This window comes from Prescottella soli (assembly GCF_040024445.1).
GTDB lineage: Bacteria > Actinomycetota > Actinomycetes > Mycobacteriales > Mycobacteriaceae > Prescottella > Prescottella soli.
Map to the genome: position 1 here is coordinate 4,737,706 of NZ_CP157276.1, position 22,563 is coordinate 4,760,268.

Sequence of the window (22,563 nt, forward strand, 5' to 3'; positions counted from 1 at the left end):
TGTACTAGGAGTCGTAGTAGGCGCTACTCTCGCGTGGTGAAATCCCGAGCCGACGCCGTCGCGCAGCTGCGCGGCACGTTCGTCGGCTCGCTGTCCGGAGCGATCAGCATCGCCGCGCACGGCCTCGGCGGCGGAACCGCCGCACCGAGCGAGGAGGCGATCGTGCTGCTCGTCGCGGCCGCCGCGGTGGTCGGCGCCGCAGTCGCGTCCCTGCGCAGCCGGTGCAATCCGCTGCTCCTCCTCGTCGCGGTCCTCGCGGCAGGACAGGGGATCGGGCACTTCACGTTGACGCTGGCGTCGGATCACGCGCACGGCCTGAACCTGCCCCCGCAGATGATCGCGGCGCACGTGGCGGCCACCGCGGTCGGCGCGGTGCTGGTCCGGGCCGCCGAGATCGCACTGCTCGGCGTGATCGCCTCGGTGGTCCGCGTCGTCGTCGCGGTGCTGTCGACGCCGCCTGTGCCCGACGTCCGACGCTGGACGCCCACGGTCGTCCGCCGTGTCGACCCCACCATCTCCCGCATCGCCCGGGCCGCGGGCGGAACTCGCGGACCTCCGGCTCTTTCCCGGTAGACACCCGGCCACGCGCTCGCGTGCCCGGCATCTGCTGCTGCCTTCACCGCCGATACCGGCACACCCGCGCAACCGTGTGCGGGTGCCCGTCGGCGTGTCCTTCGCGGCGCGCGCTCTCTCGCGCGCCGATTCGAAACTTCAGGAAAGAGCTGTTTCATGCACGCTTCCGAAGGCGTGGGGACCGCCCCTGCGCACCTTCCGGACGACCCGAAAACCCGCCCCGAATCGAATGATTCGTCGCCGCCGGGCGCCTTCCGCAGGCTGGTCCTCCGGCTGCACTTCTACGCCGGCGTCTTCGTCGCGCCGTTCCTGGTGATCGCGGCGATCAGCGGCGGGCTCTACGCGATCGCCCCCACCCTCGAACAGTTCGTCTACCGCGACTACCTGCACGTCGAGTCGACGGGACCGGCCGCGCCGGTGAGTGACCAGATCGCCGCCGCGCGGGCCCAGCGCCCGGACCTGACGGTGTCGGCGGTGCGACCGTCGACCGAACAGGGCCAGACCACCCGGGTGCTGTTCACCGACCCGACGCTCGGCGAGTCGGAGCGCCTGTCGGTGTTCGTCGACCCGGTGACCGCGAAGCCCGTAGGCGAACTCGTCGTCTACGGCAGCAGCAGCGCGCTGCCCATGCGAACGTGGATCTCGCAGCTGCACCGACACCTGCACCTGGGTGAACCCGGCCGGATCTACAGCGAGCTCGCGGCGTCGTGGCTGTGGGTGATCGCGCTCGGCGGCGTCTACCTGTGGGTGCGCCGCTACCGGACCGCGAAGGCCCGCAACGGGTCCGCGGCCCCGCGGTTGTGGACGGTCAAGCGTGGTGGACGCGGGCGCAACGGGGCGCTCGGCTGGCACGGCGCGATCGGGCTGTGGATCGCCCTCGGCCTGGTGTTCCTCTCGGCGACGGGCCTGACCTGGTCGAAGTATGCGGGCGAGAACATCGGCGACCTGCGGGCCGACCTGGGCTGGGGCACGCCGTCGGTGTCGAAGTCGCTCGACGGTGCGGCTGCCGCGCCTTCGGGTGGCCACGACGGTCACGGTGGCGGGCACGCCGCCGCGGCGGCCGGGACGGGCATCCTCGACAGCAACGTCGCCCGCATCGACGACGTCCTCGCGGTCGCCGCGAACGCGGGCGTGACCGGTGTGGTGGAGGCGTCGATTCCGTCGAAGCCCGACACGGCGTTCACAGTCGCCCAGACGCGGCAGCCGTTCCAGTTCTCGACCGATTCGGTGGCGATCGACGGTGCGACCGGGCAGATCACCGACACCGTGCGGTTCGCGGACTGGCCGTTCGCGGCGAAGCTCACGTTCTGGGCCATCGGCCTGCACATGGGCATCCTCTTCGGACTGCTCAACCAGATCGCGCTGTTGGCGCTCGCCGTGGCACTGCTGGCGGTGATCGTCCTCGGTTACACCATGTGGTGGCGGCGCCGCCCGACCCGCGGCACGCAGCGGTGGGGCCGTCCGCCTGCCCGTGGCGCCCTGCGCGGCCTGCATCCGGCGGCGGTCGGCGCGATCGTGATCGGGTCCGTACTGATCGGATGGTTCGTGCCGCTCCTGGGGCTGACCCTGCTCGGGTTCGTTGCCGTCGATATGGTTTTCGGTGTGTTTCAACGCAGACGAGCATCGACCGGCGCAAGCAGATGAGTGAGGATCTATCGCTGCTGCGGCGTGAACTGGCGATGATCGAGGAGCGGGTGGCCCGTGAGGTCGACCCGCGCGGGCGTGGACCGTTCATCGCGGCAACAGTGATGATCCTGCTGATCGCGCTGGCCGCCCCGCAGGTCGACGGCCTGCGCGCGTGGCAGGTCCTGGCCGGTGGGCACCACGAGGTGGCGTCGCTGGCCCGGCTGTTCACGTGGTTCGTGGTCGTGTTCGGGATCGGTGTGTCCGCGCTCGCGGCATGGACGCGGCGCTGGGTGCTCGCGTGGATCGCGATGGCCGGCGTCACGGTCGGCACGGTCCTCGGCCTGCTCACGTACTGGTCGCAGCACAGCGTCCGCGGCGTCCACACCGGCAGCATCGGCTACGGCCTGCTCGTCGAGTGGGCGGCGATGGCACTGCTTGCGGTGCTCTGGATCCCGGTGGTCGCCGGCCGCTCCAACGTCATGCAGCGCTGAAGTCCTCACACGGAGGGCCCCGTCGCCGGTGCGACGGGGCCTTTCGTGTTCCGGAATCCCGCCGCGCACCACATTCGACCTGGGACACTGCCTTCGACGTCGTCGGAAGGGGTGGTCGGTGATGGAGATCGGTCGGATGGTGTGGCCGTCGGCACGGCTAGACGAGGTGGTCGCGCGGGTGGCGCAGGTGGAGGCCGACGGTTTCGCCGCGGCGTGGGTGCCGCAGATCTTCGGGTGGGACGCGCTGACGGTGCTGGCGCTGGCGGGGGAGCGGACGGCGTCGGTTCGGCTGGGAACCGCGGTGCTGCCGACCCATCCGACGCATCCGCTGCTGATGGCGTCGTCGGCCCTGACCACGCAGGCCGCGGTCGGCGGACGCCTGCAGCTCGGGATCGGCGTCTCGCACCGGTTCATCGTCGAGGACGTGTGGGGCCTGAGCTTCGAGCGGCCGGTGCAGTGGGCGCGGGACTATCTGGCGGCCCTGGTGCCGACGTTGCGCGGGGAGCGGACGCAGGTCGACGGCGTGCGGTTGCGGGCCGAGTTGCCCCGTCCGCTGGACACTTTCGACACCCCGGCCCCGCCGGTGCTCGTGGCCGCGCTGGGGCCCGCGATGCTGCGTCTGGCGGGCGAGCACGCCGACGGCACCGTCACCCTCATGGCGGGCACCCGCACGGTCCGCGAGCACATCGTCCCGACCATCAGCGTCGCCGCCGCGGCCGCCGGTCGCCCCGCCCCGCGGATCGTGGTGGGCCTGCCGATCTGCGTGACGTCGGACTCGGACTCGGCGCGGCAGCGGGGCCGTGCGGAGTTCGCGGCGTACACCAATACGCCGTCGTACCGGGCAATGCTCGACAAGGAGGGTGCCGCGGACTCCGCCGACGTCGCGCTGATCGGAGTGCGCGGCGAGGTTCTCGAGCGGCTCGACGCACTGCGCGACGCCGGGGCCACCGAGTTCATGGCCTGGGTCTTCGGGACCGATGAGGAGCAGGCCGCGACGGTCGAGTGTCTGCAGAAATACGCGCGTCGCTGACTTCGGCGGGGAATCTCGTTCGCTCGCGCATTGTCGGCGAAACCGAGACGCGCCCGGACCTGGGCGGTTATCGTCAGGTTGCTCGATCGGATGTGCACGCCCGTGAGGGATATCGCCTCCTGTGCCCTCCGGGGTGAACCTCCTCCCGTGACCCATGCGCGGGAGGTGGTTTGCTTTTACGCGGCGGTTCTCGCCCAACCAAGTCGCAGGGTCTGACGAGTCCGTCCCCACCGCTCGGGGAGCGACGGGGACGGATCGTGTCGTGAGAGGTACTCCGGCGCAGGCTACTTGAGCTCGGCCGACGACTTGCCCAGCAGGCGCCGGGCGATGATGAGCTGCTGGATCTGCTGGGTTCCCTCGAAGATGTCGAGAATCTTGCTGTCGCGGGCCCACTTCTCGAGCAGTGGACGCTGCGAGTAGCCCAACGTGCCTGCCAGTTCGACGGCCTTGAGCGACACTGCGGTTCCCGTACGGCCGGCCTTCGCCTTCGACATCGATGCCTCGAGCGAGTTGGGCTTCTTGTTGTCGGCCATCCACGCCGCGCGCAGCGCCAGCAGGTACGACGCCTCCCAGTCGGCCTCGAGCGCGAGGAACTCGGCCGCGGCGGCGTGCTGGTTGTAGGCGGGGATGTCGTACGAGATCTCGACGCCGGCCTCCTCCAGGATGCTGCGCAGCTCCTCGAGGACCGCGCGGCCCAGGCCGACCGCCATACCGGCGACGATGGGGCGGGTGTTGTCGAACGTCTGCATGACGCCCGCGAAACCCTTCTCCACGTTCACTTCCGGGCTGCCGAGCAGGTTGTCCTTCGGGATGCGGCAGTCCTGCAGCAGCAGCACTGCCGTGTCGGACGCCTTGATGCCGAGCTTGTGCTCGAGGCGGGCCACGCTCAGGCCGGGGGCCTCGCGCGGCACGACGAACGACTTGATCGCCGCGCGGCCCTTGCTCTTGTCGACCGACGCCCACACCACGACGTGCGTGGAGCGTTCGCCCGCGGTGACGAAGATCTTCTCGCCGTTGAGGACCCATTCGTCGCCGTCGAGCACGGCGGTGGCGGTCACGGCCGCGGAGTCGGAACCGAAGCTGGGTTCGGTGATGGCCATCGAGGCCCACACCTTGCCGAAGCGCTCGAGCTGTTCGTCGGTGGCGACCGCGGCGATCGCCGAGTTGCCGAGACCCTGGTAGGGGATCGACAGCGTCAGACCCACATCACCCCAACAGGTCTCGATCACGTTCATCAGCGACGCCATGTTGCCGCCGTTGGCGTTGCCCATGACCTTCGGGGCGTCGCCGTTCTGCTCGCCGGTCCGGCCCAGGGCGGCGCCGGACGCGCCCTGCCCCGAGTCGCCCAGGCCCTCGACCATGGCCGCCATGGTGTCGAGTTCCTTGGGGTACTCGTGCTCGGCGAGGTCGTACTTGCGGGAGATGGGGCGGAAGATCTGTGCTGCGACCTGATGCGCCTGGTTCGCAGAGGCCCTCAGCTTCTTGGGCAGTTCGAGATTGATCATCGAAAGGTCTCCTGTAAACGGATCGGGTCGGCGTCAGATGAGGACGATGCCTTCGGCAACGCCGACGGCTCGCAGGTCGCGGTACCAGCGCTCCACCGGGTGCTCCTTGGTGTAGCCGTGGCCGCCGAGCAGCTGGACGCCGTCCAGGCCGATCTGCATTCCCTTGTCCGAGGCGAGCTTCCGTGCCAGCGCGGCCTCGCGGGCGAACGACAGGCCCTGTTCCGCGCGGGAGGCGCCGCGCAGCGTGACCAGGCGCATGCTGTCGAGTTCGATCGCGATGTTCGCCACCATGAACGCCACGGCCTGACGGTGGCTGATCGGCTCGCCGAACGCCTCCCGCTCGTTCACGTACGGGATCACGTAGTCGAGCACGGCCTGGCAGGTGCCCACACCGAGCGACGCCCACCCCAGCCGGGCCAACCGGATGGCGTCGGCGTACTCGCGGGCACGCTGGTCGGCGTCGCCGTCGCCGAGGATCGCCGACTCGGGAACGGCGACGTCGGTGAGGATCAGCCGGCCCAGGCCGGCGGCGCGCAGACCCATGCTCGGATCCGCCTCCACGACAAGGCCCTTGGTATTGGACTCGACGATGAAGAACGCCGGACGGCCGTCGAGTTCGGCCGCGACGACGAACAGTTCCGCCGACCCGGCCGCCGGGACGAGGCTCTTGACACCGTTGAGCTTGTAGCCGCTGGGGGAGCGGACTGCCTTGGTCTGCAGCGCGAACGGGTCGAACAGCGCGCGCGGCTCGCTCACCACCACCGCCGCGGCCGGGACGTTCTCGCCGGCGAACGCGGGCAGGTAGGTCTGCTGCTGCGCGTCGGTACCCCACTGGGTGAGCGCGACGGCCACGCCGCTGGGCGCGAGGATCGGCAGTGCAAGTCCCATGTCGCCGTGCGCGAGGGCCTCGGCCACCAGCGCGTTGGTGACGGCGCCGCGCTCGGACGCCACACCCTCGAGTTCCTCGGGGATGTTGATCAGTGTGATGCCGAGTTCGGCGGAGCGCTTCAGGAGGTCGGCGGGCGCGGCGGCGGCCTCGTCGGCGTCGTGTGCGGCCGGACGCAGGATCTCGGCCGAGAAGTCCCGGACCGTCTCGACGATCATCTGCTGCTCGTCGTTCGGCGTCAGGTCGAAGTACTCGGCGTTCTTGGTGGCGCCGTCGGGCAGGCGCTTGGGCGCGCCGCCGCCGGAGACGCGGTTGAACGTGCGGGTCGCGGCGCCGAGGGTCTTGAAGCCGGTCTTGGTGCCTTCGTAGGTGACGCGGTCGATGACCTGTCGCAGGTTGTACTTCTCGGCCAGGTCGGAGCCGGTGATCCGGGTCAGTACGCGCATCGCGGCGCCCATTGCGTCACGCTTGACCGGGTTCAAGCCGACCGCCGAGGTATCGCGGGGCTGCTTGGCGCCGTTCGTCTTCACAACGTCTTGCTTGCTCATGATGACCATTTCTCGGGGTGCGGTCTCGGACGCCCCTACCTTACTCCGGAGTAAGAAACGAAGTCGAGTCGAATCGAAAAGTGACGACCATCACGATTCGGGCAAGTCTACGGATGTGCGGACGGTGGTGGAAACCTGCACACAACCTTCACAACTCCTGCCGGGTATCCCCACAACCACGCAATACAGTCGATCTCGTGACCATCCGCGATCGAGGTAACCAGCGAAAAGTGCTCGTCGTCGACGTCGGCGGCGCGGACGTGGGGTTCGACTACAACGCCGCCCGGTCGCGGGCACACGCGATCGTCGAGGCCCGTCCGATCGGACCGTGCCCGGTCAGCTCCACGGAGTGATCGGGGGCTTGACCCACATGATCTTCTCGTCGGCATGCCGGGGGAGGGCGCGCGGATCGTCCGGATGGCTCTGCGCCCAGCGCGTCTTCTCGTCGATCAGTTGCGCCGCGACCGTCCATGTCTCGCGGGTGCTCGGCGGATTCGCATCCGCTGCGCGGGCCAGCTTGCGGAGCCGATCATCACGCAGATCGAGCAGTTCGGCGCCGGTGATGCCGCGCTCCCACGCGAACCGCGCCAACCCCAGCGCCTTCTCCCGACGCTTGCGGCTCGCCTGATCGGTGTGGGCGAAGTCGACCTCGTCGGCGTCCATCCGTGTCACTCCCATGCTGACTTGATCTTGTCCGGCGGCCGCGGATGTGCCGCGTCGGCCGTACCGAGTGTGACACCGTGGACGGATGCCGGTGATCGCGCAGGTCTTCGCAGCGTTGGCGGCCGCCCTGCACGTGGTGATCTTCGTGATGGAGAGCGTGCTGTGGCAGCGACCGCAGGTGTGGCGGCGCTTCGGCCTGGCCAGCCAGCAGGACGCCGACGTCACCCGCCCGCTCGCCTACAACCAGGGGTTCTACAACCTCTTCCTGGCGCTCGGCATCATCGCCGGGCTGATCGCCGGCGGGACCGGGGGCGACGCGGTGGTGCTGTTCTGCTGCGCCGCGATCGTCGGCGCCGCCGTTGTCCTCGCCTCGACCGGGGTCCGCTACCTGCAGGCCGCGCTCATCCAAGGTGTCGCCCCGGCGCTCGCGCTCGTCACGGCCGCCGTCTTCTGACCCCGTTTTGCGCACTTATCGGTGTTCCGGGAGCCCGAAACACACCGATAAGTGCGCAAAACGTGGGGAACTAGCGCAGGCGGGCGAGGACCTCGTCGTGCAGCAGGCCGTTGGTCGCGACGGCACTGCCGCCGTGCGGGCCGTCGGCACCCTCGAGGCTGGTGAAGCGTCCGCCGGCCTCACGGACCAGCAGGTCCAGCGGCGCGAGATCCCACAGCGACACCTCGGGTTCGGCCGCGATCTCGAGCGTGCCCTCGGCGAGTAGGCAGTAGGAGAAGAAGTCGCCGTAGCCGCGGATGCGCCACACGTCGTCGGTGAGGTCGACGAACTGCTCCCGGATGCCGCGGTCCTTCCAGCCGGACAGCGACGAGAACGCCAGGCTCGACGACGCCAGCTCGCCCACCCCGGACACCGACAGCCGGCGCGGGTCACCGCCGTCGTACGACGCCCACGCGCCCTCACCCGCGGCCGCCCACCAGCGCCGGTTGAGCGCCGGAGCACTCACCACGCCCACGACCGGCACGCCGTCCTCGAGCAGCGCGATCAGGCTGGCCCACACCGGGACGCCGCGGACGAAGTTCTTGGTGCCGTCGATCGGGTCGATCACCCACTGGCGGCCCTCGAACTTCGCGTCGCCGCCGAACTCCTCGCCTAGGACGGCATCCGCGGGACGCTCCGCGGCCAGCGTCGCGCGCACAGCCCGCTCCACCGCGAGATCCGCGTCCGACACGGGGGTGAGGTCGGGCTTGGAGTCGACCTTCAGGTCCAGCGCTCCGAACCGGGCGCGGGTGATGGCGTCGGCCTCGTCGGCGATGCGGCGGGCGAGGGTCAGATCGGCGGTGCGTGAGGTCACGACCGCACAGCCTACCGGCGCCTGCGTGCCGTCGCCGACCGTGAGCCCACCCCCGCGTCGGCGGTGGGGCGGGAAGCCCGCGTAGGCGGATCTGGATGCGGAATCAGCCATGTATGACGAATGCGAACCGTTGATTGCCGAATATTGGCGGATATGTCACTCTTGTTCGCGAATCGTGGCGGAAGCCACAATCCGCGTCGAAGGGACGGTCACATGTCGCTCAGCTCCACCGCACGGGGCGTGATTCAGGACATCGAGCGGCTCGAGGGGGCCTACGTCGGCGGGCAGCTCGTGTCGTTCGACGGCGTCGAACACATCCCGGTCATCTCGCCTCGGGACGGCCGCCCGATCGGGGTCCTGCATGCGGCTGACGAGACTCAGGTGGATCTTGCGGTCCACGTCGCCCGAACGGCCTTCCGCATGTCGGGCTGGGCCACCGCACCGGCGCGCGATCGCGGCGATGTCCTGAAGAAGTGGGCGCTGCTCATCGGTGAGAACGCCCAGGAGCTGGCCACCATGATTTCGCTCGAGATGGGCAAGCCGGTGTCCCAGGCGCTGGGCGTCGAGCTCGCGGCGGTCGAGAAGTGCATCAGGTGGTACGGCGAGCTCGCGGACAAGGTGTCCGACAAGCTGATTGCGCACGAGCAGTCGGTACTGGCGTACTCGGTCGAGGCCCCGGCGGGTGTGGTGGCGGCCGTGGTGCCGTGGAACTTCCCCCTCACCATGACGGCCTGGAAGCTTGCTCCCGCGCTTCTCGCCGGCAACTCGGTGGTGGTGAAACCGTCCGAGCAGACCCCCTTCTCGGCGCTCCGTCTGGCGGAGCTGGCGGGCGAGGCGGGCCTGCCGGCCGGAGTGCTGAACGTCGTGAACGGCCTGGGCAGGGTCGCCGGGCAGGCGCTGGGCCGACACCCCGACGTCGATGTCCTGACGTTCACCGGCTCGCCCGTCACCGGCCGCGCCTTCCTGAAGTACAGCGCGGAATCGAACGGCAAGCGGGTGTGGCCGGAGCTCGGCGGGAAGTCCGCGACGATCGCCCTGCCCGACGCCGACATCCAGGCCGCGGCAGCCAGCGCCGCAGAGAACGCCTTCTTCAACCAGGGGCAGATGTGCAGTGCGTCGTCCCGGCTGATCGTGTTCGAGGAGAACGCCGACGAGGCGGTGGCCGCGGCCTGCGAGGTCGCGGCGGCACTGCAGCCCGCGGATCCGCTCGACGCGGGCACCGCGTTCGGTGCCGTCGTCAGCGCGGCCGCCGTCACCGGGATCGAGGCGAAGGTTGCGGACGCGCTCGAACAGGGAGCCGCGCTCGTCGCCGGCAGTCCGCGGCGCACCGTCGTCGACGGTCTCGAGGGCGGCTCGTACTTCGCTCCCGTCGTTCTCGATCACGTCGACCCGGGCTCTCGGATCGCACGGGAGGAGGTATTCGGGCCGGTCCTGTCGATCATCCGGGTCGGCAGCGAGGCGGAGGCGATCCGCGTCGCCAACGACACCCGCTACGGGCTCGCCGCGTCGGTCTGGGGGCGCGACGTCTCCGCGATCCACCGGGTGACGCGGGCCGTGAAGGCCGGGGTCATCTGGGTGAACTGCTACGAGGAGGGCGACATGCGTCTGCCGTTCGGTGGCGTGAAGGAGAGCGGCTTCGGACGCGACAAGGGCGCCGACGCACTGCACAAGTACACCGACACCACCGCGGTCTGGATGAAGCTCGATGCCTGACCGTCCGCTGATCGCCCTCACCACGTGGCGGCGTGATCTGCCCACCTACCTCGGCGAGCGCACGGACCTGTTCACCGTGGGCACCGAGTACGTCCGATTCTTCTCCGCCCGCGGTCTCTCCGTGATCCTCGTCCCGGAATGCACCGGCGACGAGGCGACGGCACTGCTCTCGCATGTCAGCGGGTTGGTCCTGTCCGGCGGAGAAGACGTGGGTGAGTGGATCGCCCGCGGCGAGAACACGGACGCCCCGCCCGACGCCACCACCCGCGACGTCACCGAGCGGGCGCTCGTCGTGGCCGCACGGGAGATGGGACTGCCCGTCTTCGGCATCTGCCGGGGCATGCAACTGCTCGCGGCCCTCCACGGCAGCCGGGTGGTGGACCTACCGGCGACCCGGGAACTGCATACGTACGGACTCGAACCCGATGCGCAACTCGGCTACCGGCACGAGATCGAACTCGCGGCGTCCCCCGCAGGCACCCGGGTGGCGTCGAGGATCATCGTCAATTCGATTCACCAGCAGGCGATCTCGCACTGTCCCGAAGGGTTCTCGGTGACGGCGAGCGCGGCCGACGGGACGATCGAAGCGATCGAGTCGACCACCGACTGGTACGCCGCGGGTGTGCAGTGGCATCCCGAGAAGATGTGCGGCGCCGACGAACTCGCCGAGCAGGAACGATTCGTCGCCCCGTTCCTGGGCGCCGTCGAGAGATACCGACAAACCCCCTGATCATGCACGACCGAACAGTGCAGTCAAGAGAGAGAGAAACCCAGTGACCGACCAGAAGCTCTTCTTCGAGTACGAGAACGGCCCCATCGCCGTGGCGACCATGCACCTCGATCTGGCACCGAAGACGTGCGAGGCGTTGTGGAACGCACTGGCGAAGCCGGTGACCGTCGACGCGATGCACGCGATGTACGCCGGGCCGGAGGTGATGACCGGTCTCCCCGAGGAGGCGCAGAACTTCGATCCCGAGGCCGTCCCGTTCGAGAACCAGCAGGTCATCCCCGGCGTCGGTGACGTGCTCTGGTACTACCAGCGTCCGATGCAGATGGGCGGCCTGCCGTTCGAGTGGTACGAGGTCGGCGTGTGTTACGCCCCCGGCGTGCGCACGTTCGGCCCGCTGGGCTGGACCCCGGTCAACGTGTTCGCCACCGTCACCGAGGGGCTCGCCGACTTCGCCAAGGCCTCCGCCGACATCCGCATCACCGGCATCAAGAAGCTCACCATCGGCCGCGTCGTGTAGCGCAGTCGCACCACGAAATGGGGACCCTGCCCGCCGACGTTGCCGGCGGGCAGGGTCCCCATTCGTGTGCGTGGACCTCGCCGGCGCCCCGCGCCGACGTCGGGGGGGGTAGCGCATGCAGAAGCGCCGCACCACATGTCGTGTGGTGCGGCGCCGAGGTGCCTGGTGAGCGGTGGGCGGTCAGGCCACGACGTCGTCGACGTACAACGGGCCGCGTCGAACCGCCTTGAGGACGACCCGCGATTCTGCGATCTCCACGGTCGGCAGGGAGCCGATGACGCCGTTCTGGAAGTCGAACAGCGCTTCCTCGTCCAGGAACAGGCCGTCGACCAGCAGGCCGGCGTGCCCGGTGAGTGCCGCGCAGTAGCGGACGGACGGGTCTGTCGCCAGGGAGTTTCCGATGCTCTCGATATCGCCGTTCCGGATGTGCAGCCACAGCATGGCCTCGACCTTGTAGCCGAAGAACACCGGCGCCACCTCGGTCCGGACCCGGAGCACGCCGACACCGAACAGTGTGTCGAGCCGGCGGCGCACGGTCTGCGCGTTGATGCCGGCCTCCTGGGCGAGCACCGATATGGTTGCTCGCCCGTCGTGGCTCAGCTGGTCGATCAGGTTCTGGTCCACGGAATCGAGAACCACCGGCGTGGAACTGGTCGACGGCGCGTGCCACGGCGCGGATGCGCGGAGGGCGTCGACCTGTTCGGCGGGGAGCACCCCCGCGTGCCAGTCGAGACCCATGCGGTACGACCGCAGGACGGTACTCACCTCGAACGACCGCACGCCGGGAATCGCCGGAAGTGTCTGCAGCAACAGCATCTGGTGCGCCTCGGCGTTCTCCACGAGAACGAGGGCGACGATGTCGCCGGATCCCTCGAGGATCGACACGGACGAAGCGCCCGGAAGTGCGGCCACACCTCGGGCCACCTGGGCCACCTGGTCGATCTCGGTCCCGAGGCGGATCAGCACGCCGCGCGCGTGGAGCAGCTTGTTCGCGTCGACGAACGTGGACACGCGCACGCATCCCGTGTCGATCAGGTGCTGGCCGCGGCGCATCACCGTCCGAGACGGGAGATCGATGACACGGCTGATCGCCTCCCACGAGGCGCGCCCGTTGACCTGGAGTGCGCTCGCGATGAGCCGATCGGTGTCGTCCGTGTCATTGCCTTTCTGACTCATCGTCTACAGCCTTCGCGTGAGAATGTGTGTGCGGGAAGAGAATTACAGATTGTAACTGCATGGTCGTCGCTACTTCGGGAGGATCCGGCTGTGCGCGCTGCGCCACGACAACGTCACCTCGCTGTCCGGGTACGCGATCGTGGAGGTCGGGGCGACGACCCGAAGCTCCTGCCCCGCCGCGTCCAGGACGAGCAGCAACTCGCTGCCCCGGAACACCCGCGACCTGACCACCGCGGTCAGGCGAGCGTCGCAACCCTCCGGTGCGTCCACCCGGATGTCTTCCTGTCGAATCATGAGCAGCGCTTCGCCACCGAAGTCCTCCGGGGACGGCACGGTCGCAGCGCCCACCGAAGCCCGACTGCCGGAGACGCCGGTGACGGCGAGTAGGTTCGCCGCCCCCAGGAAGTCCGCCGCGAAACGCGTGTCCGGGTTCCCGTACAGGTCCTCGGGGGTGCCGGCCTGTTCGACGACACCGCCGTGCATCAACACGACCTGGTCCGACATGCTGAGCGCCTCGTCCTGGTCGTGCGTGACGAAGACGGTGGTCACGCCCAGACTCCGTTGCAGTGACACCAGCTCCACCTGCATGTCCTCCCGAAGGCGGGCATCCAGATTCGACAGCGGCTCGTCGAGCAGGATGAGTCGGGGACCGCCGACGATCGCGCGTGCCAGCGCCACACGCTGTTGCTGGCCGCCGGACAGTTGCCGCGGCATGCGCGACGCCAGATGATCCATCTGGACCTGCTCGAGCGCCCGCACCGCGAGGTCCCGCTGAGCGGCACGGTTTCCGTACGTCTTGCCGCGCATCCGCAGGGGGAAGCGGACGTTCTCGAGCACACTCATATGCGGAAGGAGCGCGTAGCTCTGGAACATCATGCTCAGCTTGCGATGTTCCGGCGCGAGGTTCGTGACGTCCTCGCCGCCCACCGAGATCGTTCCCGAGTCGACGGTTTCGAGGCCGGCGATGCACCGCAGCAGTGTCGACTTGCCGCAACCGCTGGACCCGAGCAGCGATACGAAGCTGCCCGACTTCGCGTGGATGTCGACGCCCTTGAGCACCTGCACATCCCCGAATGTCTTGTGCACGGCGGCGATGGTGAGATCGGCCATTAGCTGAAGACCTTTCCGAGACCGACGATCTTCTCGATCGCCAGGATTGCTATCGCAGTGAGTGCCATCGACAGCGTCGAGACGGCCGCGACCGTCGGTGAGGCGCTGAACTCGAGCTGCCCGTAGATGGCGAGGGGGAGGGTTTGCAGCTGCGGGGTGCGCAGGAACAGGGCGATGACCGCGTCGTCGAAGGAGACGATGAACGCCAGGAAGCCGCCGGCGATGATTCCGGGGCGACACATCGGCAGCAGTACGTGCCAATAACGTTGCCACCAGCTCGCTCCCATCACCCGGACGGCCTCTTCGGTGAAGACGTCCGACCGGGCGATCACGCCGAGAACGGTTCGGACCACGTACGGGACTGTGATGACGATGTGCGCGAGCATCAGGATCCACGGGGAGGACCCACCCAGCAGTTGGGACACCGTCTGGAGGATGCCGATCGCGAAGATGATGCTCGGCATGGTCAAGGGGGAGAGCGCGAACGATTGCAGCGCCCCCGACCCGGGAACCTTGTGCCGTGCGATGCCGATGGCGAACAGCGTCCCGATCGCCGCCGAACCCACTGCCGTGATCAGTGCGATCTGAAGGCTGAACAGGAACGGATACGTATAGGTGGTGTCGGCCAGCGCATCAGCGAACCACTCGAAGCTGAGGCCTTCGGGTGGGAAGGCGAGGAACTGGTCGGCGTTGAACGCGGCTCCCACCACCACCGCGAGCGGTGCCAGCATGAACAGCGCGATCAGGACGAGGAACACCTTGCCGGCGATCCTCAGCGGAAGCGGAGTCGATCGGACCACTATTTCATCCTCGCGTTCGCAATTCGATTGGTCGCCGCGATCGTGATCACGACGACGGCCAGGATCAGCACCGCCTGCGTCGCGGCGAAGGGGATGTCGTTGCTGACCGTCGCGTCGTGGTAGATGAACCCGGCGATGACCGGAAGCTGAGCTCCGCCAATGAGGTTCGGGGTGATGAAGGAGCTGATCGACAGCGCGAAACACAGCGTGGCGCCGGAAACGATGCCCGGCAGCGCCAGCGGAAGCACGACGTGCCGGAAGGTGCCGAGGAAGCTCGCTCCCATGGTCCGTGACGCCTCCCGCAGCCGCCCGTCGATCCCGTTGATGACACCGAGAACGGAGAGGACGGCGAACGGCACCAGGACCTGAACCATCGCGATGTTGACGCCGAGTTCGGTCCCCAGCAGGCCCTGACGTGCCTGGCTCAGATCCAGGAAGCCCGGAATCTTGGCGAGCGGGCCGGACGGACCCATGAGGATGACCCAGCCGAACGTGCGGATGACGACGCTGGTCATCAGCGGGAGGATCGTCGCGATCATCATGAACGCACGAGCCTTCGCGGACAGCCCGGCCATGATGTACGCGAGCGGAACGGCGATCACGATCGAAGCGATCGTCTGGATGAACGCCATCCGCAGCGACCGCTCCGACGCGCCGAGAGAGACCGACGATCCGAAGAACCTGGCGAAGTTGTCGAGCGTGAACCCCGAGGAGTCCGTGGTGAAGCTCGCCAGAAGTGTTCTGGCAACCGGGATCACGAATGCGATCAGAAGCAGTGCAATCAGCGGCAGTACCAGCAGCCAGGGTTCTACGGAGCGCCTCTTCATCGCGTGATCTGTTCCTGCCACTGCTTCTGCCACGCCGCGGCGTTACCCGTGATCTGCTCCGGATCGAAGCGGACCAGCTTCTCCAGCGTCGGGCCGGCGAGGATCTTGGACTGCATGTCGGCGGGAACGACCGCCTTCGTGTTCACGGGCGAGTACGCCATTCCGGTGACGAACTTCTCCTGGGCTCCGGCGCTGAGTGCGTAGTCGATGAACTTCGTCGCGAGCTCGGTGTTGGACCGTCCGGCAACGAGATTGGCCGTGATGAACGATCCGGTCGTCCCCTCCTTGGGGATCGCGAAGCCGACGGGCTGCCCCGCCTTGCGCAGTGTCTCCGCATAGTCCTGCGAGTAGGGGGCCATCCAGATGTCGCGTGCCGCGAACGCCTGCTGCAGGTCGGAGGACGTCTTGGTGATGATGGCGTCACCGGCGCGGGTCGACTGGCCGATCGCGTCGATTCCGGGGGTGACGTTGTCGATCGTCCCGCCGCGGGCCTGGTTGATCATCAGCATGCCGAGGGTGCCGTAGCTGTTCGACAGATCGGTGAACGCGACGTGCTGGCGGTAGTCGGGATTGAACGGGTCGTTCCACGACGTGGGTTCACTCACCTTGTCGGTGCGGTAGAGGAGCCCCATCGGCGTGATCTGGACGACGGGCCCGCGACCGCCGGCCAGCCCGGCGGTCGCCTGGCTGATCAGGTCGGGGGCGTTGGTGAGCGCGGCCGGGTCGATCGGAGCGAGGAGCCCGTCCTTCGCGGCCACCGTCTCCTGGCCACCGGAGAAGAAGACGACGTCCATCTGGGGGCTGGACTTCTGGGCCTGGAGCTGGGCGAGCGCGTCGGAGCTGTACAGCGTCACCTGCTTGACCGTGACGTTGTTCTCCTTCTCGAACGGCTTCACCACGGCATCGGTGAAGTTCTTCTGCCACTCCCCACCGAACGTCGTGACGACGAGCTCGGTGCCGGAAGCCGTCCCGGGCGAGCATGCGGACAAGGATGCGGCGGCGCCCACGGCGAGGGCGATTGCGGTGAGTGCAAGGCGACGTTTCATCTGACTTCCTGGATGTGGGTTGGGCGCCGGACGAATCGGCGCGGCCGACGTGCGGCTCTGCGGGCATGTGACCCGCGCCACGATGCGGTGTGAGTGTTGCATATTCGCCAGATTGCCGCAATAGAGTGGAGAATCCAGACAATCGTATTGCTGATTGTCATCTACATTCGCCTTCAAGCGGGCCTGGCGTGAGCGCGGACAGTCCCGGCTCTTCGGCGCTTTCGGGACTGTGTCGGTGGGGGTTCCGGTGTGATCCTGGTCGCAGCGAGGGCATCTCGACCGACCCGGTAGCCTGGAGAACTGTGCATCCTGATGTTTCCGCTGACCTCGCCGAGCTCGACACCACTCTGACCACGGTCGAGAAGGTCCTCGATATCGAGGAGCTGCGACGCCGCATCGATGAACTCGAGCACCAGGCGTCCGATCCCGATCTGTGGAACGACCAGGAGCACGCGCAGAAGGTGACGAGCCAGCTGTCCCACGCGCAGGCTGAACTGCGCCGTGTCGAAGAGCTGCGCTCGCGGCTCGACGACATGACGGTTCTGTACGAGCTCGCCGAGGAGGAGGGCCCGGACGCGGTCGCCGACGTCCACACCGAGCGGGCGGCCCTGCGCACCGACATCGAGGCGATGGAAGTCAAGACGATGCTCTCGGGCGAGTACGACGCGCGCGACGCGCTCGTCAACATCCGTGCCGGCGCCGGTGGCGTCGACGCCGCGGACTGGGCCGAGATGCTCATGCGCATGTACATCCGCTGGGCCGAGAAGCGCGGCTACGGCGTCGAGGTCTACGACACCTCGTACGCGGAAGAGGCCGGCATCAAGAGCGCCACCTTCGCGGTCAAGGCCCCCTACAGCTACGGCACCCTGTCGATCGAGATGGGCACGCACCGGCTGGTGCGCATCAGCCCGTTCGACAACCAGGGCCGCCGCCAGACCTCGTTCGCCGAGGTCGAGGTCCTGCCGGTCGTCGAGACCACCGACCACATCGACATCGACGAGAACGACGTCCGCGTCGACGTCTACCGCTCGTCCGGCCCGGGCGGACAGTCCGTGAACACGACGGACTCGGCGGTGCGCCTGACGCACATCCCCACCGGCATCGTCGTCACCTGCCAGAACGAGAAGTCGCAGCTGCAGAACAAGGTGTCCGCGATGCGCGTCCTGCAGGCCAAGCTGCTCGAACGCAAGCGTCAGGAGGAGCGCGCCGAGATGGACGCGCTCAAGGGCGACGGCGGCAGCTCGTGGGGCAACCAGATGCGCTCGTACGTGCTGCACCCCTACCAGATGGTCAAGGACCTGCGCACCGACTACGAGGTCAACAACCCGTCGGCGGTGCTCGACGGTGAGCTCGACGGATTCATCGAGGCCGGCATCCGCTGGCGGATGAGCGAAGCGCAGGAAGCCCAAGCCTAGGCCGTATGCAGACCACCGATCTCGCCCTGTCCCTCGCCCCGCTCGACCGACTGCAGAACTGGCTGGAGACCACCGGACTCCCGATCGCGCTGACGGTCCTCGGTGCGCTGATCCTCGCCCGCTTCGTCAGCTGGGGAGGCGGCCGCATCACCCAGCGCATCGACGACACCTACCAGCAGGGCGACGCACTCGTCCGCTCCGAGGCGACCAAGCACCGGCACTCGGTTGCGCAGGTCGTCACGTGGGTGGTCATCACGATGATCTACGTGATCGCCAGTGTGCAGGTGCTCGCACAGTTGGACATGCCGATCGGCAGTCTCGTCGCCCCGGCGACCGTACTCGGTGCGGCGCTCGGTTTCGGTGCGCAGCGCGTCGTGCAGGACATCCTCGCGGGGTTCTTCATCATCACCGAACGGCAGTACGGGTTCGGTGACACCGTCCAGATCGCGGTGACCGGCTCGTCCAAGGACGCCGAAGGCGTCATCGAGGACGTCACGCTGCGTGTGACCCGGATGCGGAACGCGGACGGCGAGGTCATCACGGTCCCGAACGGCCAGATCGTCAAGGCCGTCAACCTGTCGAAGGACTGGGCGCGGGCCGTCGTGGACGTGCCGATCCCGGCGAGTGCGGACATCAACCACGTCAACGACATCCTGCACCGGGTCGGTGTCGACGCCTACGAGGACAAGACGCTGCGTCCGCTCCTGCTCGACACCCCGACCGTGATGGGCGTCGAGAGCCTCGAGATGGACCAGGTGAGCGTCCGCTTGGTCGCACGGACGTTGCCGGGCAAGCAGTTCCAGGTGGGCCGCGCGCTGCGGGTCCGCGTCGTGACGGCCCTGCGTCGCGCGGGCATCACGGTGTCGGCGGAACTCGAGAATGACGCGGTGGAAGAAGGCGCCGAATGAGCCCGCAGGAGAAGATGTCGCTGCTGTGGAAGCGGATTCCGCGCAAGCTGTTCGGCGGCAGGATGCGGACGACGACGGTCGTCATGTGTGTGCTGTGGCTGGCACTGGCGACCCTCAACTCTTATCTGGTCGATCAGGCGAACACCTCGAAGGGCAACTCGCAGCGGACCGGGGTCGAGCAGAGTCAGCCCTACGACCCGGCACCCGCCAGGAGTCCGCAGGCGTCGACCTCTTCCTCCACCACAACGACGACGCCGCTGTCGTCCGAGACCTCCACGTCGTCCACCTCGGCGTCGCAGTCGGAGACGACTCGTTCGGACCGCCAGCCGGGTGCGTCGACGACCACGTCGGGCGCCGCACACAGCACCACGACCCAGCAGGAGTCGTCGGGTCAGTCGACGACCACGACGGAGTCCCCGAAGCAGACGCAGGAACCGCAGAAGACCACCGCCGGTGCGGAGGCCAGCACCATTCCGAGCCCGGCGGGCTGACGTAACCCGGCGGGGCGCGTCGTTGCCCTAGATCACCGTTAGATAACGGCTAGACTGACTTCTCGTGATCAGCGTCAAGGATGTCTCGAAGTTCTACAAGGCCTCCACACGGCCGGCCCTGGACAAGGTGAACGTCGAGATCGACAAGGGCGAGTTCGTGTTCCTGATCGGGCCGTCGGGCTCGGGCAAGAGCACATTCATGCAGCTCCTGCTCAAGGAGGAGACGCCCACCTCCGGGGACATCTACGTCGCGGACTTCCACGTCAACAAGCTGTCCGGACGGCGCGTGCCGAAGCTGCGGCAGAGCGTCGGCTACGTGTTCCAGGACTTCCGGCTGCTGCCGAACAAGACGGTGTCGCAGAACATCGCGTTCGCGCTCGAGGTGATCGGCAAGTCCCGTTCGGTGATCGAGCGCACGGTTCCGGAGGTGCTCGAACTCGTCGGTCTCTCCGGCAAGGCCGACCGTCTGCCCAACGAGCTTTCGGGCGGCGAGCAGCAGCGTGTGGCGATTGCCCGTGCGTTCGTGAACCGTCCGCTGGTCCTGCTCGCCGACGAGCCCACCGGCAACCTCGACCCCGACACCAGCGCCGACATCATGTTGCTGCTCGAGCGGATCAACCGCACCGGCACCACCGTGCTCATGGCGACGCACGATCATCACATCGTCGACTCGATGCGCCGGCGCGTCGTCGAACTCGACCTCGGTCGGGTGGTGCGCGACGAAGCGCGAGGCGTGTACGCCGTCGGCCGCTAGGCCCCGGCACCCGTCAGCCCACACCGCGCCAGACACCCGCCATCGAACAGACGACACAAGGACTGCGATTCTCCGATGCGTGCCAGCTTCATCTTCAGCGAGGTCCTGACCGGCCTGCGCCGCAACATCACGATGACCATCGCGATGATCCTCACGACCGCGATCTCGCTGGGACTGTTCGGCGGCGGCCTGCTGGTCGTGCAGATGGCCGACAAGACGCAGCAGATCTTCCTGGACCGGGTCGAGGTGCAGCTGTTCCTCACCGAGGACATCTCCGCGTCCGACCCGAACTGCGTGCAGGACATCTGCCGCGGCCTGCGCAACGACCTGGAGAACACCGACTCGGTGGTCTCGGTGCAGTACCTCAACCGCGACGACGCCGTCGCCGACGCCACCGACCGCGTGTTCAAGGACCAGCCCGAGCTGGCGTCGCTGGTGAGCCCGGAGAGCTTCCCGGCCTCGTTCAAGATCAAGCTCAGCGATCCCGAGCGGTTCGGTGTCATCAACGCCGAGTTCGGCGACCGGCCGGGCATCGACAGCATCCTCAACCAGCGCGAGCTGGTCGATCGTCTGTTCAGCGTTCTCGGCGGGATCCGCAACGCGGCGTTCGCGATCGCGATCGTGCAGGCGATCGCCGCGATCTTCCTGATCGCCAACATGGTGCAGGTGGCCGCGCTCACCCGCCGGACCGAGGTCGGCATCATGCGGCTGGTCGGTGCCACCCGCTGGTACACGCAGCTGCCGTTCCTGCTCGAGGCCGTCGTCGCGTCGTTGATCGGAGCGGCGCTCGCCATCGTGGGCCTGTTCACCGCGAAGAACCTGTTCATCGACGACGTCCTCGCCGACATCTACGACGCGAACATCGTGGCCCGTGTCTCCAACAGCGACGTGCTGCTGGTCTCGCCGTTCATCGCGATCGTCGGCGCCGGCATGGCCGCGGTCACCGCGTATATCGCGCTGCGCCTGTACGTGCGGGACTGACAGCGACGCTGCGGGAAAATCGGGTTGCTGCGGCCCCTATGCTGGTAGTCGTACCAACCCAGGTCACAGTGGAACTGAAGGCGGATCGAGGACAGTGAGGGCCCGCACGTGAAAGAGAAGGGCCGCAAGGTCATCGCGACCAATCGCAAGGCGCGACACAACTACACCATCATCGACACCTACGAGGCCGGCGTCGCACTGCTCGGTACCGAGGTGAAGAGCCTGCGCGAGGGCAAGGCGTCGTTGGTCGACGCGTTCGCGACCGTCGACGACGGCGAGGTGTGGCTGCGCGGACTGCACATTCCCGAGTACACGCAGGGCACGTGGACCAACCACGCGCCGCGGCGCACCCGCAAACTGCTGCTGCACAAGCGCGAGATCGAGCACCTCGTCGGCAAGACCCGCGAGGGCAACCAGACGCTCGTGCCGCTGTCGATGTACTTCTCCGACGGCAAGGTCAAGGTCGAACTCGCTCTCGCGAAGGGCAAGCAGGACTACGACAAGCGACAGGATCTGGCCCGACGCACGGCTGAGCGTGAGGTCACCCGCGAACTCGGACGCCGTGTGAAGGGCATGCGCTGACCCCAGTCCTCCTCGCGCTCGTGGCCGCAGTCGGCTACGGCGTCAGCGACTTCGTCGGTGGGGTGGCCTCCCGGCGCGTCGCTGCCCTGCGGGTGGTGATCGTCTCCTACCCGCTGTCGCTGCTGTTGGTCCTCGCGCTCGCCCCGTTCGTCGGCGGCGAGGTCACCACCGAGGCACTGCTGTGGGGCGCCGCGTCCGGCATCGGGTCGGGCCTCGCCGTGTGGTGGTTCTACCTGGCGCTCGCGTCCGGCCCGATGGCGGTCGTCTCGCCGCTGACGGCGGTACTGGTCGCGGGTCTGCCGGCGATAGTCGGCATCCTCCTCGGGGAGCGGCCCGGGGCCGTCGCGTATCTCGGGATCGTCGTCGCGCTCGTCGCGGTCGTACTGGTATCCCGGGAGTCGCCGGACGAGGTGGCCGGGGAGGTGGCCGGGGGCCGAGAGTTGCGGTTCACCCGCACGGTCGCGTGGCTCACCGTCGGGTCCGGCGTGGCATTCGCGTTCGCGTTCGTCGGGCTGCACGAAATTCCCGACGGCACCGGGCTGTGGCCGCTCGCCGCCGCCCGCGCCACGGCGACCGTCGTCGTGTGGGCGGTCGCGCTGACGTCGCGGCAGTTCCGCCCGCCGCACGGCGAGGTGCTGCGCCTGACTGCCTACATCGCGGTGCTCGACGTGGTCGCGAACGCCGCGATGATGTACGCGTTCCAGGGCGGTCTGCTGTCGCTGGTGAGCGTCATCGGCTCGCTGTATCCGGCCGCGACGGTGCTGCTGGCGATGGTGATGCTCGGCGAACGCGTCAGCCGGATCCAGCAGGCCGGAATGCTGTTGGCGCTCGCGTCGGTTGCGATGATCGCGGTGGCCGCCACGTGACGGGAGCGGGGCGGGCGC

Annotated in this window: 26 protein-coding genes; 17 read left to right on the plus strand and 9 right to left on the minus strand. The window is 68.1% G+C overall.

The features are described from left to right. Nucleotides 1–36: 36 nt before the first annotated feature. The 4 genes from ABI214_RS21980 (at nt 37) to ABI214_RS21995 (ending at nt 3,720) form a co-directional block, all read left to right on the plus strand. Nucleotides 37–573: a hypothetical protein gene (locus ABI214_RS21980; protein WP_348604576.1), complete on the plus strand. Its 537-nt coding sequence runs from the start codon at nt 37–39 to the stop codon at nt 571–573. A gap of 156 nt (nt 574–729) precedes the next feature. Then, nucleotides 730–2,217 (plus strand): PepSY-associated TM helix domain-containing protein, encoded by a 1,488-nt coding sequence (locus ABI214_RS21985; protein WP_348604577.1) that lies wholly within the window; start codon nt 730–732, stop codon nt 2,215–2,217. Further along, nucleotides 2,214–2,690, plus strand: a complete 477-nt coding sequence (locus tag ABI214_RS21990) for an Rv2732c family membrane protein (RefSeq protein WP_348604578.1) — start codon at nt 2,214–2,216, stop codon at nt 2,688–2,690. The genes ABI214_RS21985 and ABI214_RS21990 overlap by 4 nt, the downstream gene beginning before the upstream one ends. A 121-nt stretch (nt 2,691–2,811) precedes the next feature. Then, on the plus strand, nt 2,812–3,720 hold the full coding sequence (locus ABI214_RS21995) for a TIGR03564 family F420-dependent LLM class oxidoreductase (RefSeq protein WP_348611902.1): 909 nt from the start codon (nt 2,812–2,814) through the stop codon (nt 3,718–3,720). Between the two features lie 284 nt (nt 3,721–4,004). Here the strand turns inward: ABI214_RS21995 and ABI214_RS22000 are convergent, their stop codons facing one another. Then, on the minus strand, nt 4,005–5,225 hold the full coding sequence (locus ABI214_RS22000) for an acyl-CoA dehydrogenase family protein (protein WP_348604579.1): 1,221 nt from the start codon (nt 5,223–5,225) through the stop codon (nt 4,005–4,007). Between the two features lie 33 nt (nt 5,226–5,258). After that, on the minus strand, nt 5,259–6,668 hold the full coding sequence (locus tag ABI214_RS22005; RefSeq protein ID WP_348604580.1) for an acyl-CoA dehydrogenase family protein: 1,410 nt from the start codon (nt 6,666–6,668) through the stop codon (nt 5,259–5,261). Nucleotides 6,669–6,856: 188 nt separating this feature from the next. On the opposite strand from ABI214_RS22005, the gene ABI214_RS22010 reads away from it, so the two are divergent. Beyond that, nucleotides 6,857–7,012 carry a hypothetical protein gene (locus ABI214_RS22010; protein WP_348604581.1) on the plus strand — a complete coding sequence of 52 codons (156 nt, stop codon included), beginning with the start codon at nt 6,857–6,859 and terminating at the stop codon, nt 7,010–7,012. On the opposite strand, the gene ABI214_RS22015 is transcribed toward ABI214_RS22010, so the two are convergent. Then, complete coding sequence (locus ABI214_RS22015; RefSeq protein ID WP_348611905.1) at nt 6,996–7,322, minus strand: hypothetical protein; 327 nt, start codon at nt 7,320–7,322, stop codon at nt 6,996–6,998. The genes ABI214_RS22010 and ABI214_RS22015 overlap by 17 nt on opposite strands. A gap of 85 nt (nt 7,323–7,407) precedes the next feature. Between ABI214_RS22015 and ABI214_RS22020 the strand changes: the two genes are divergently transcribed. After that, nucleotides 7,408–7,776: a DUF1304 domain-containing protein gene (locus ABI214_RS22020; protein WP_348604583.1), complete on the plus strand. Its 369-nt coding sequence runs from the start codon at nt 7,408–7,410 to the stop codon at nt 7,774–7,776. A 70-nt stretch (nt 7,777–7,846) separates the two neighbouring features. Here the strand turns inward: ABI214_RS22020 and hisN are convergent, their stop codons facing one another. Continuing rightward, nucleotides 7,847–8,629, minus strand: coding sequence for a histidinol-phosphatase (gene hisN, locus ABI214_RS22025; RefSeq protein ID WP_348604584.1), 783 nt, complete (start codon nt 8,627–8,629; stop codon nt 7,847–7,849). 213 nt (nt 8,630–8,842) lie between these two features. Between hisN and ABI214_RS22030 the strand changes: the two genes are divergently transcribed. Genes ABI214_RS22030 through ABI214_RS22040 form a run of 3 tightly spaced genes read left to right on the plus strand, consistent with a single transcriptional unit; the run spans nt 8,843 to nt 11,589 of the window. Beyond that, the gene (locus ABI214_RS22030; RefSeq protein ID WP_348604586.1) at nt 8,843–10,342 is read left to right on the plus strand and encodes an aldehyde dehydrogenase family protein; all 1,500 of its coding nucleotides are present in this window, start codon (nt 8,843–8,845) and stop codon (nt 10,340–10,342) included. After that, complete coding sequence (locus ABI214_RS22035) at nt 10,335–11,072, plus strand: gamma-glutamyl-gamma-aminobutyrate hydrolase family protein (RefSeq protein ID WP_348604587.1); 738 nt, start codon at nt 10,335–10,337, stop codon at nt 11,070–11,072. The genes ABI214_RS22030 and ABI214_RS22035 overlap by 8 nt, the downstream gene beginning before the upstream one ends. 43 nt (nt 11,073–11,115) lie before the next feature. Beyond that, nucleotides 11,116–11,589 (plus strand): DUF3830 family protein, encoded by a 474-nt coding sequence (locus ABI214_RS22040; protein ID WP_348604588.1) that lies wholly within the window; start codon nt 11,116–11,118, stop codon nt 11,587–11,589. 180 nt (nt 11,590–11,769) lie between these two features. On the opposite strand, the gene ABI214_RS22045 is transcribed toward ABI214_RS22040, so the two are convergent. The 4 genes from ABI214_RS22045 to ABI214_RS22060 form a co-directional block, all read right to left on the minus strand. Beyond that, a complete protein-coding gene (locus ABI214_RS22045; protein WP_348604590.1) occupies nt 11,770–12,765 on the minus strand; it encodes an Lrp/AsnC family transcriptional regulator in 996 nt (331 codons plus the stop codon). 69 nt (nt 12,766–12,834) lie between these two features. Further along, nucleotides 12,835–13,875 carry an ABC transporter ATP-binding protein gene (locus tag ABI214_RS22050; RefSeq protein WP_348604591.1) on the minus strand — a complete coding sequence of 347 codons (1,041 nt, stop codon included), beginning with the start codon at nt 13,873–13,875 and terminating at the stop codon, nt 12,835–12,837. Next, nucleotides 13,875–14,675, minus strand: coding sequence for an ABC transporter permease (locus ABI214_RS22055; RefSeq protein WP_348604592.1), 801 nt, complete (start codon nt 14,673–14,675; stop codon nt 13,875–13,877). Before ABI214_RS22055 ends, ABI214_RS22050 begins: the two co-directional genes overlap by 1 nt. Further along, nucleotides 14,675–15,250, minus strand: a complete 576-nt coding sequence (locus ABI214_RS22060; RefSeq protein ID WP_348611908.1) for an ABC transporter permease — start codon at nt 15,248–15,250, stop codon at nt 14,675–14,677. Before ABI214_RS22060 ends, ABI214_RS22055 begins: the two co-directional genes overlap by 1 nt. On the opposite strand from ABI214_RS22060, the gene ABI214_RS22065 reads away from it, so the two are divergent. Then, nucleotides 15,174–15,509 (plus strand): hypothetical protein, encoded by a 336-nt coding sequence (locus ABI214_RS22065; RefSeq protein ID WP_348612088.1) that lies wholly within the window; start codon nt 15,174–15,176, stop codon nt 15,507–15,509. The two genes, ABI214_RS22060 and ABI214_RS22065, sit on opposite strands and share 77 nt — an antisense overlap. On the opposite strand, the gene ABI214_RS22070 is transcribed toward ABI214_RS22065, so the two are convergent. Beyond that, nucleotides 15,499–16,548, minus strand: coding sequence for an ABC transporter substrate-binding protein (locus ABI214_RS22070; protein ID WP_348604593.1), 1,050 nt, complete (start codon nt 16,546–16,548; stop codon nt 15,499–15,501). The genes ABI214_RS22065 and ABI214_RS22070 overlap by 11 nt on opposite strands. A 302-nt stretch (nt 16,549–16,850) precedes the next feature. Between ABI214_RS22070 and prfB the strand changes: the two genes are divergently transcribed. The 7 genes from prfB to ABI214_RS22105 all read left to right on the plus strand — a co-directional run bounded on the left by prfB (nt 16,851) and on the right by ABI214_RS22105 (nt 22,545). Then, on the plus strand, nt 16,851–17,963 hold the full coding sequence (gene prfB / locus ABI214_RS22075; protein ID WP_348604594.1) for a peptide chain release factor 2: 1,113 nt from the start codon (nt 16,851–16,853) through the stop codon (nt 17,961–17,963). 5 nt (nt 17,964–17,968) lie between these two features. Further along, nucleotides 17,969–18,871, plus strand: a complete 903-nt coding sequence (locus tag ABI214_RS22080; protein ID WP_348604595.1) for a mechanosensitive ion channel family protein — start codon at nt 17,969–17,971, stop codon at nt 18,869–18,871. Beyond that, nucleotides 18,868–19,362 (plus strand): hypothetical protein, encoded by a 495-nt coding sequence (locus ABI214_RS22085; protein WP_348604596.1) that lies wholly within the window; start codon nt 18,868–18,870, stop codon nt 19,360–19,362. The genes ABI214_RS22080 and ABI214_RS22085 overlap by 4 nt, the downstream gene beginning before the upstream one ends. Before the next feature lie 64 nt (nt 19,363–19,426). Further along, complete coding sequence (gene ftsE / locus ABI214_RS22090; RefSeq protein WP_348604597.1) at nt 19,427–20,116, plus strand: cell division ATP-binding protein FtsE; 690 nt, start codon at nt 19,427–19,429, stop codon at nt 20,114–20,116. Nucleotides 20,117–20,191: 75 nt separating this feature from the next. After that, entirely contained in the window at nt 20,192–21,097 is a 906-nt protein-coding gene (ftsX, locus tag ABI214_RS22095) for a permease-like cell division protein FtsX (protein WP_348604598.1), read from the plus strand. Between the two features lie 108 nt (nt 21,098–21,205). Next, nucleotides 21,206–21,679: an SsrA-binding protein SmpB gene (gene smpB / locus ABI214_RS22100; RefSeq protein WP_348604599.1), complete on the plus strand. Its 474-nt coding sequence runs from the start codon at nt 21,206–21,208 to the stop codon at nt 21,677–21,679. Next, on the plus strand, nt 21,676–22,545 hold the full coding sequence (locus tag ABI214_RS22105) for a DMT family transporter (RefSeq protein WP_348611911.1): 870 nt from the start codon (nt 21,676–21,678) through the stop codon (nt 22,543–22,545). The genes smpB and ABI214_RS22105 overlap by 4 nt, the downstream gene beginning before the upstream one ends. Nucleotides 22,546–22,563 lie beyond the last annotated feature (18 nt).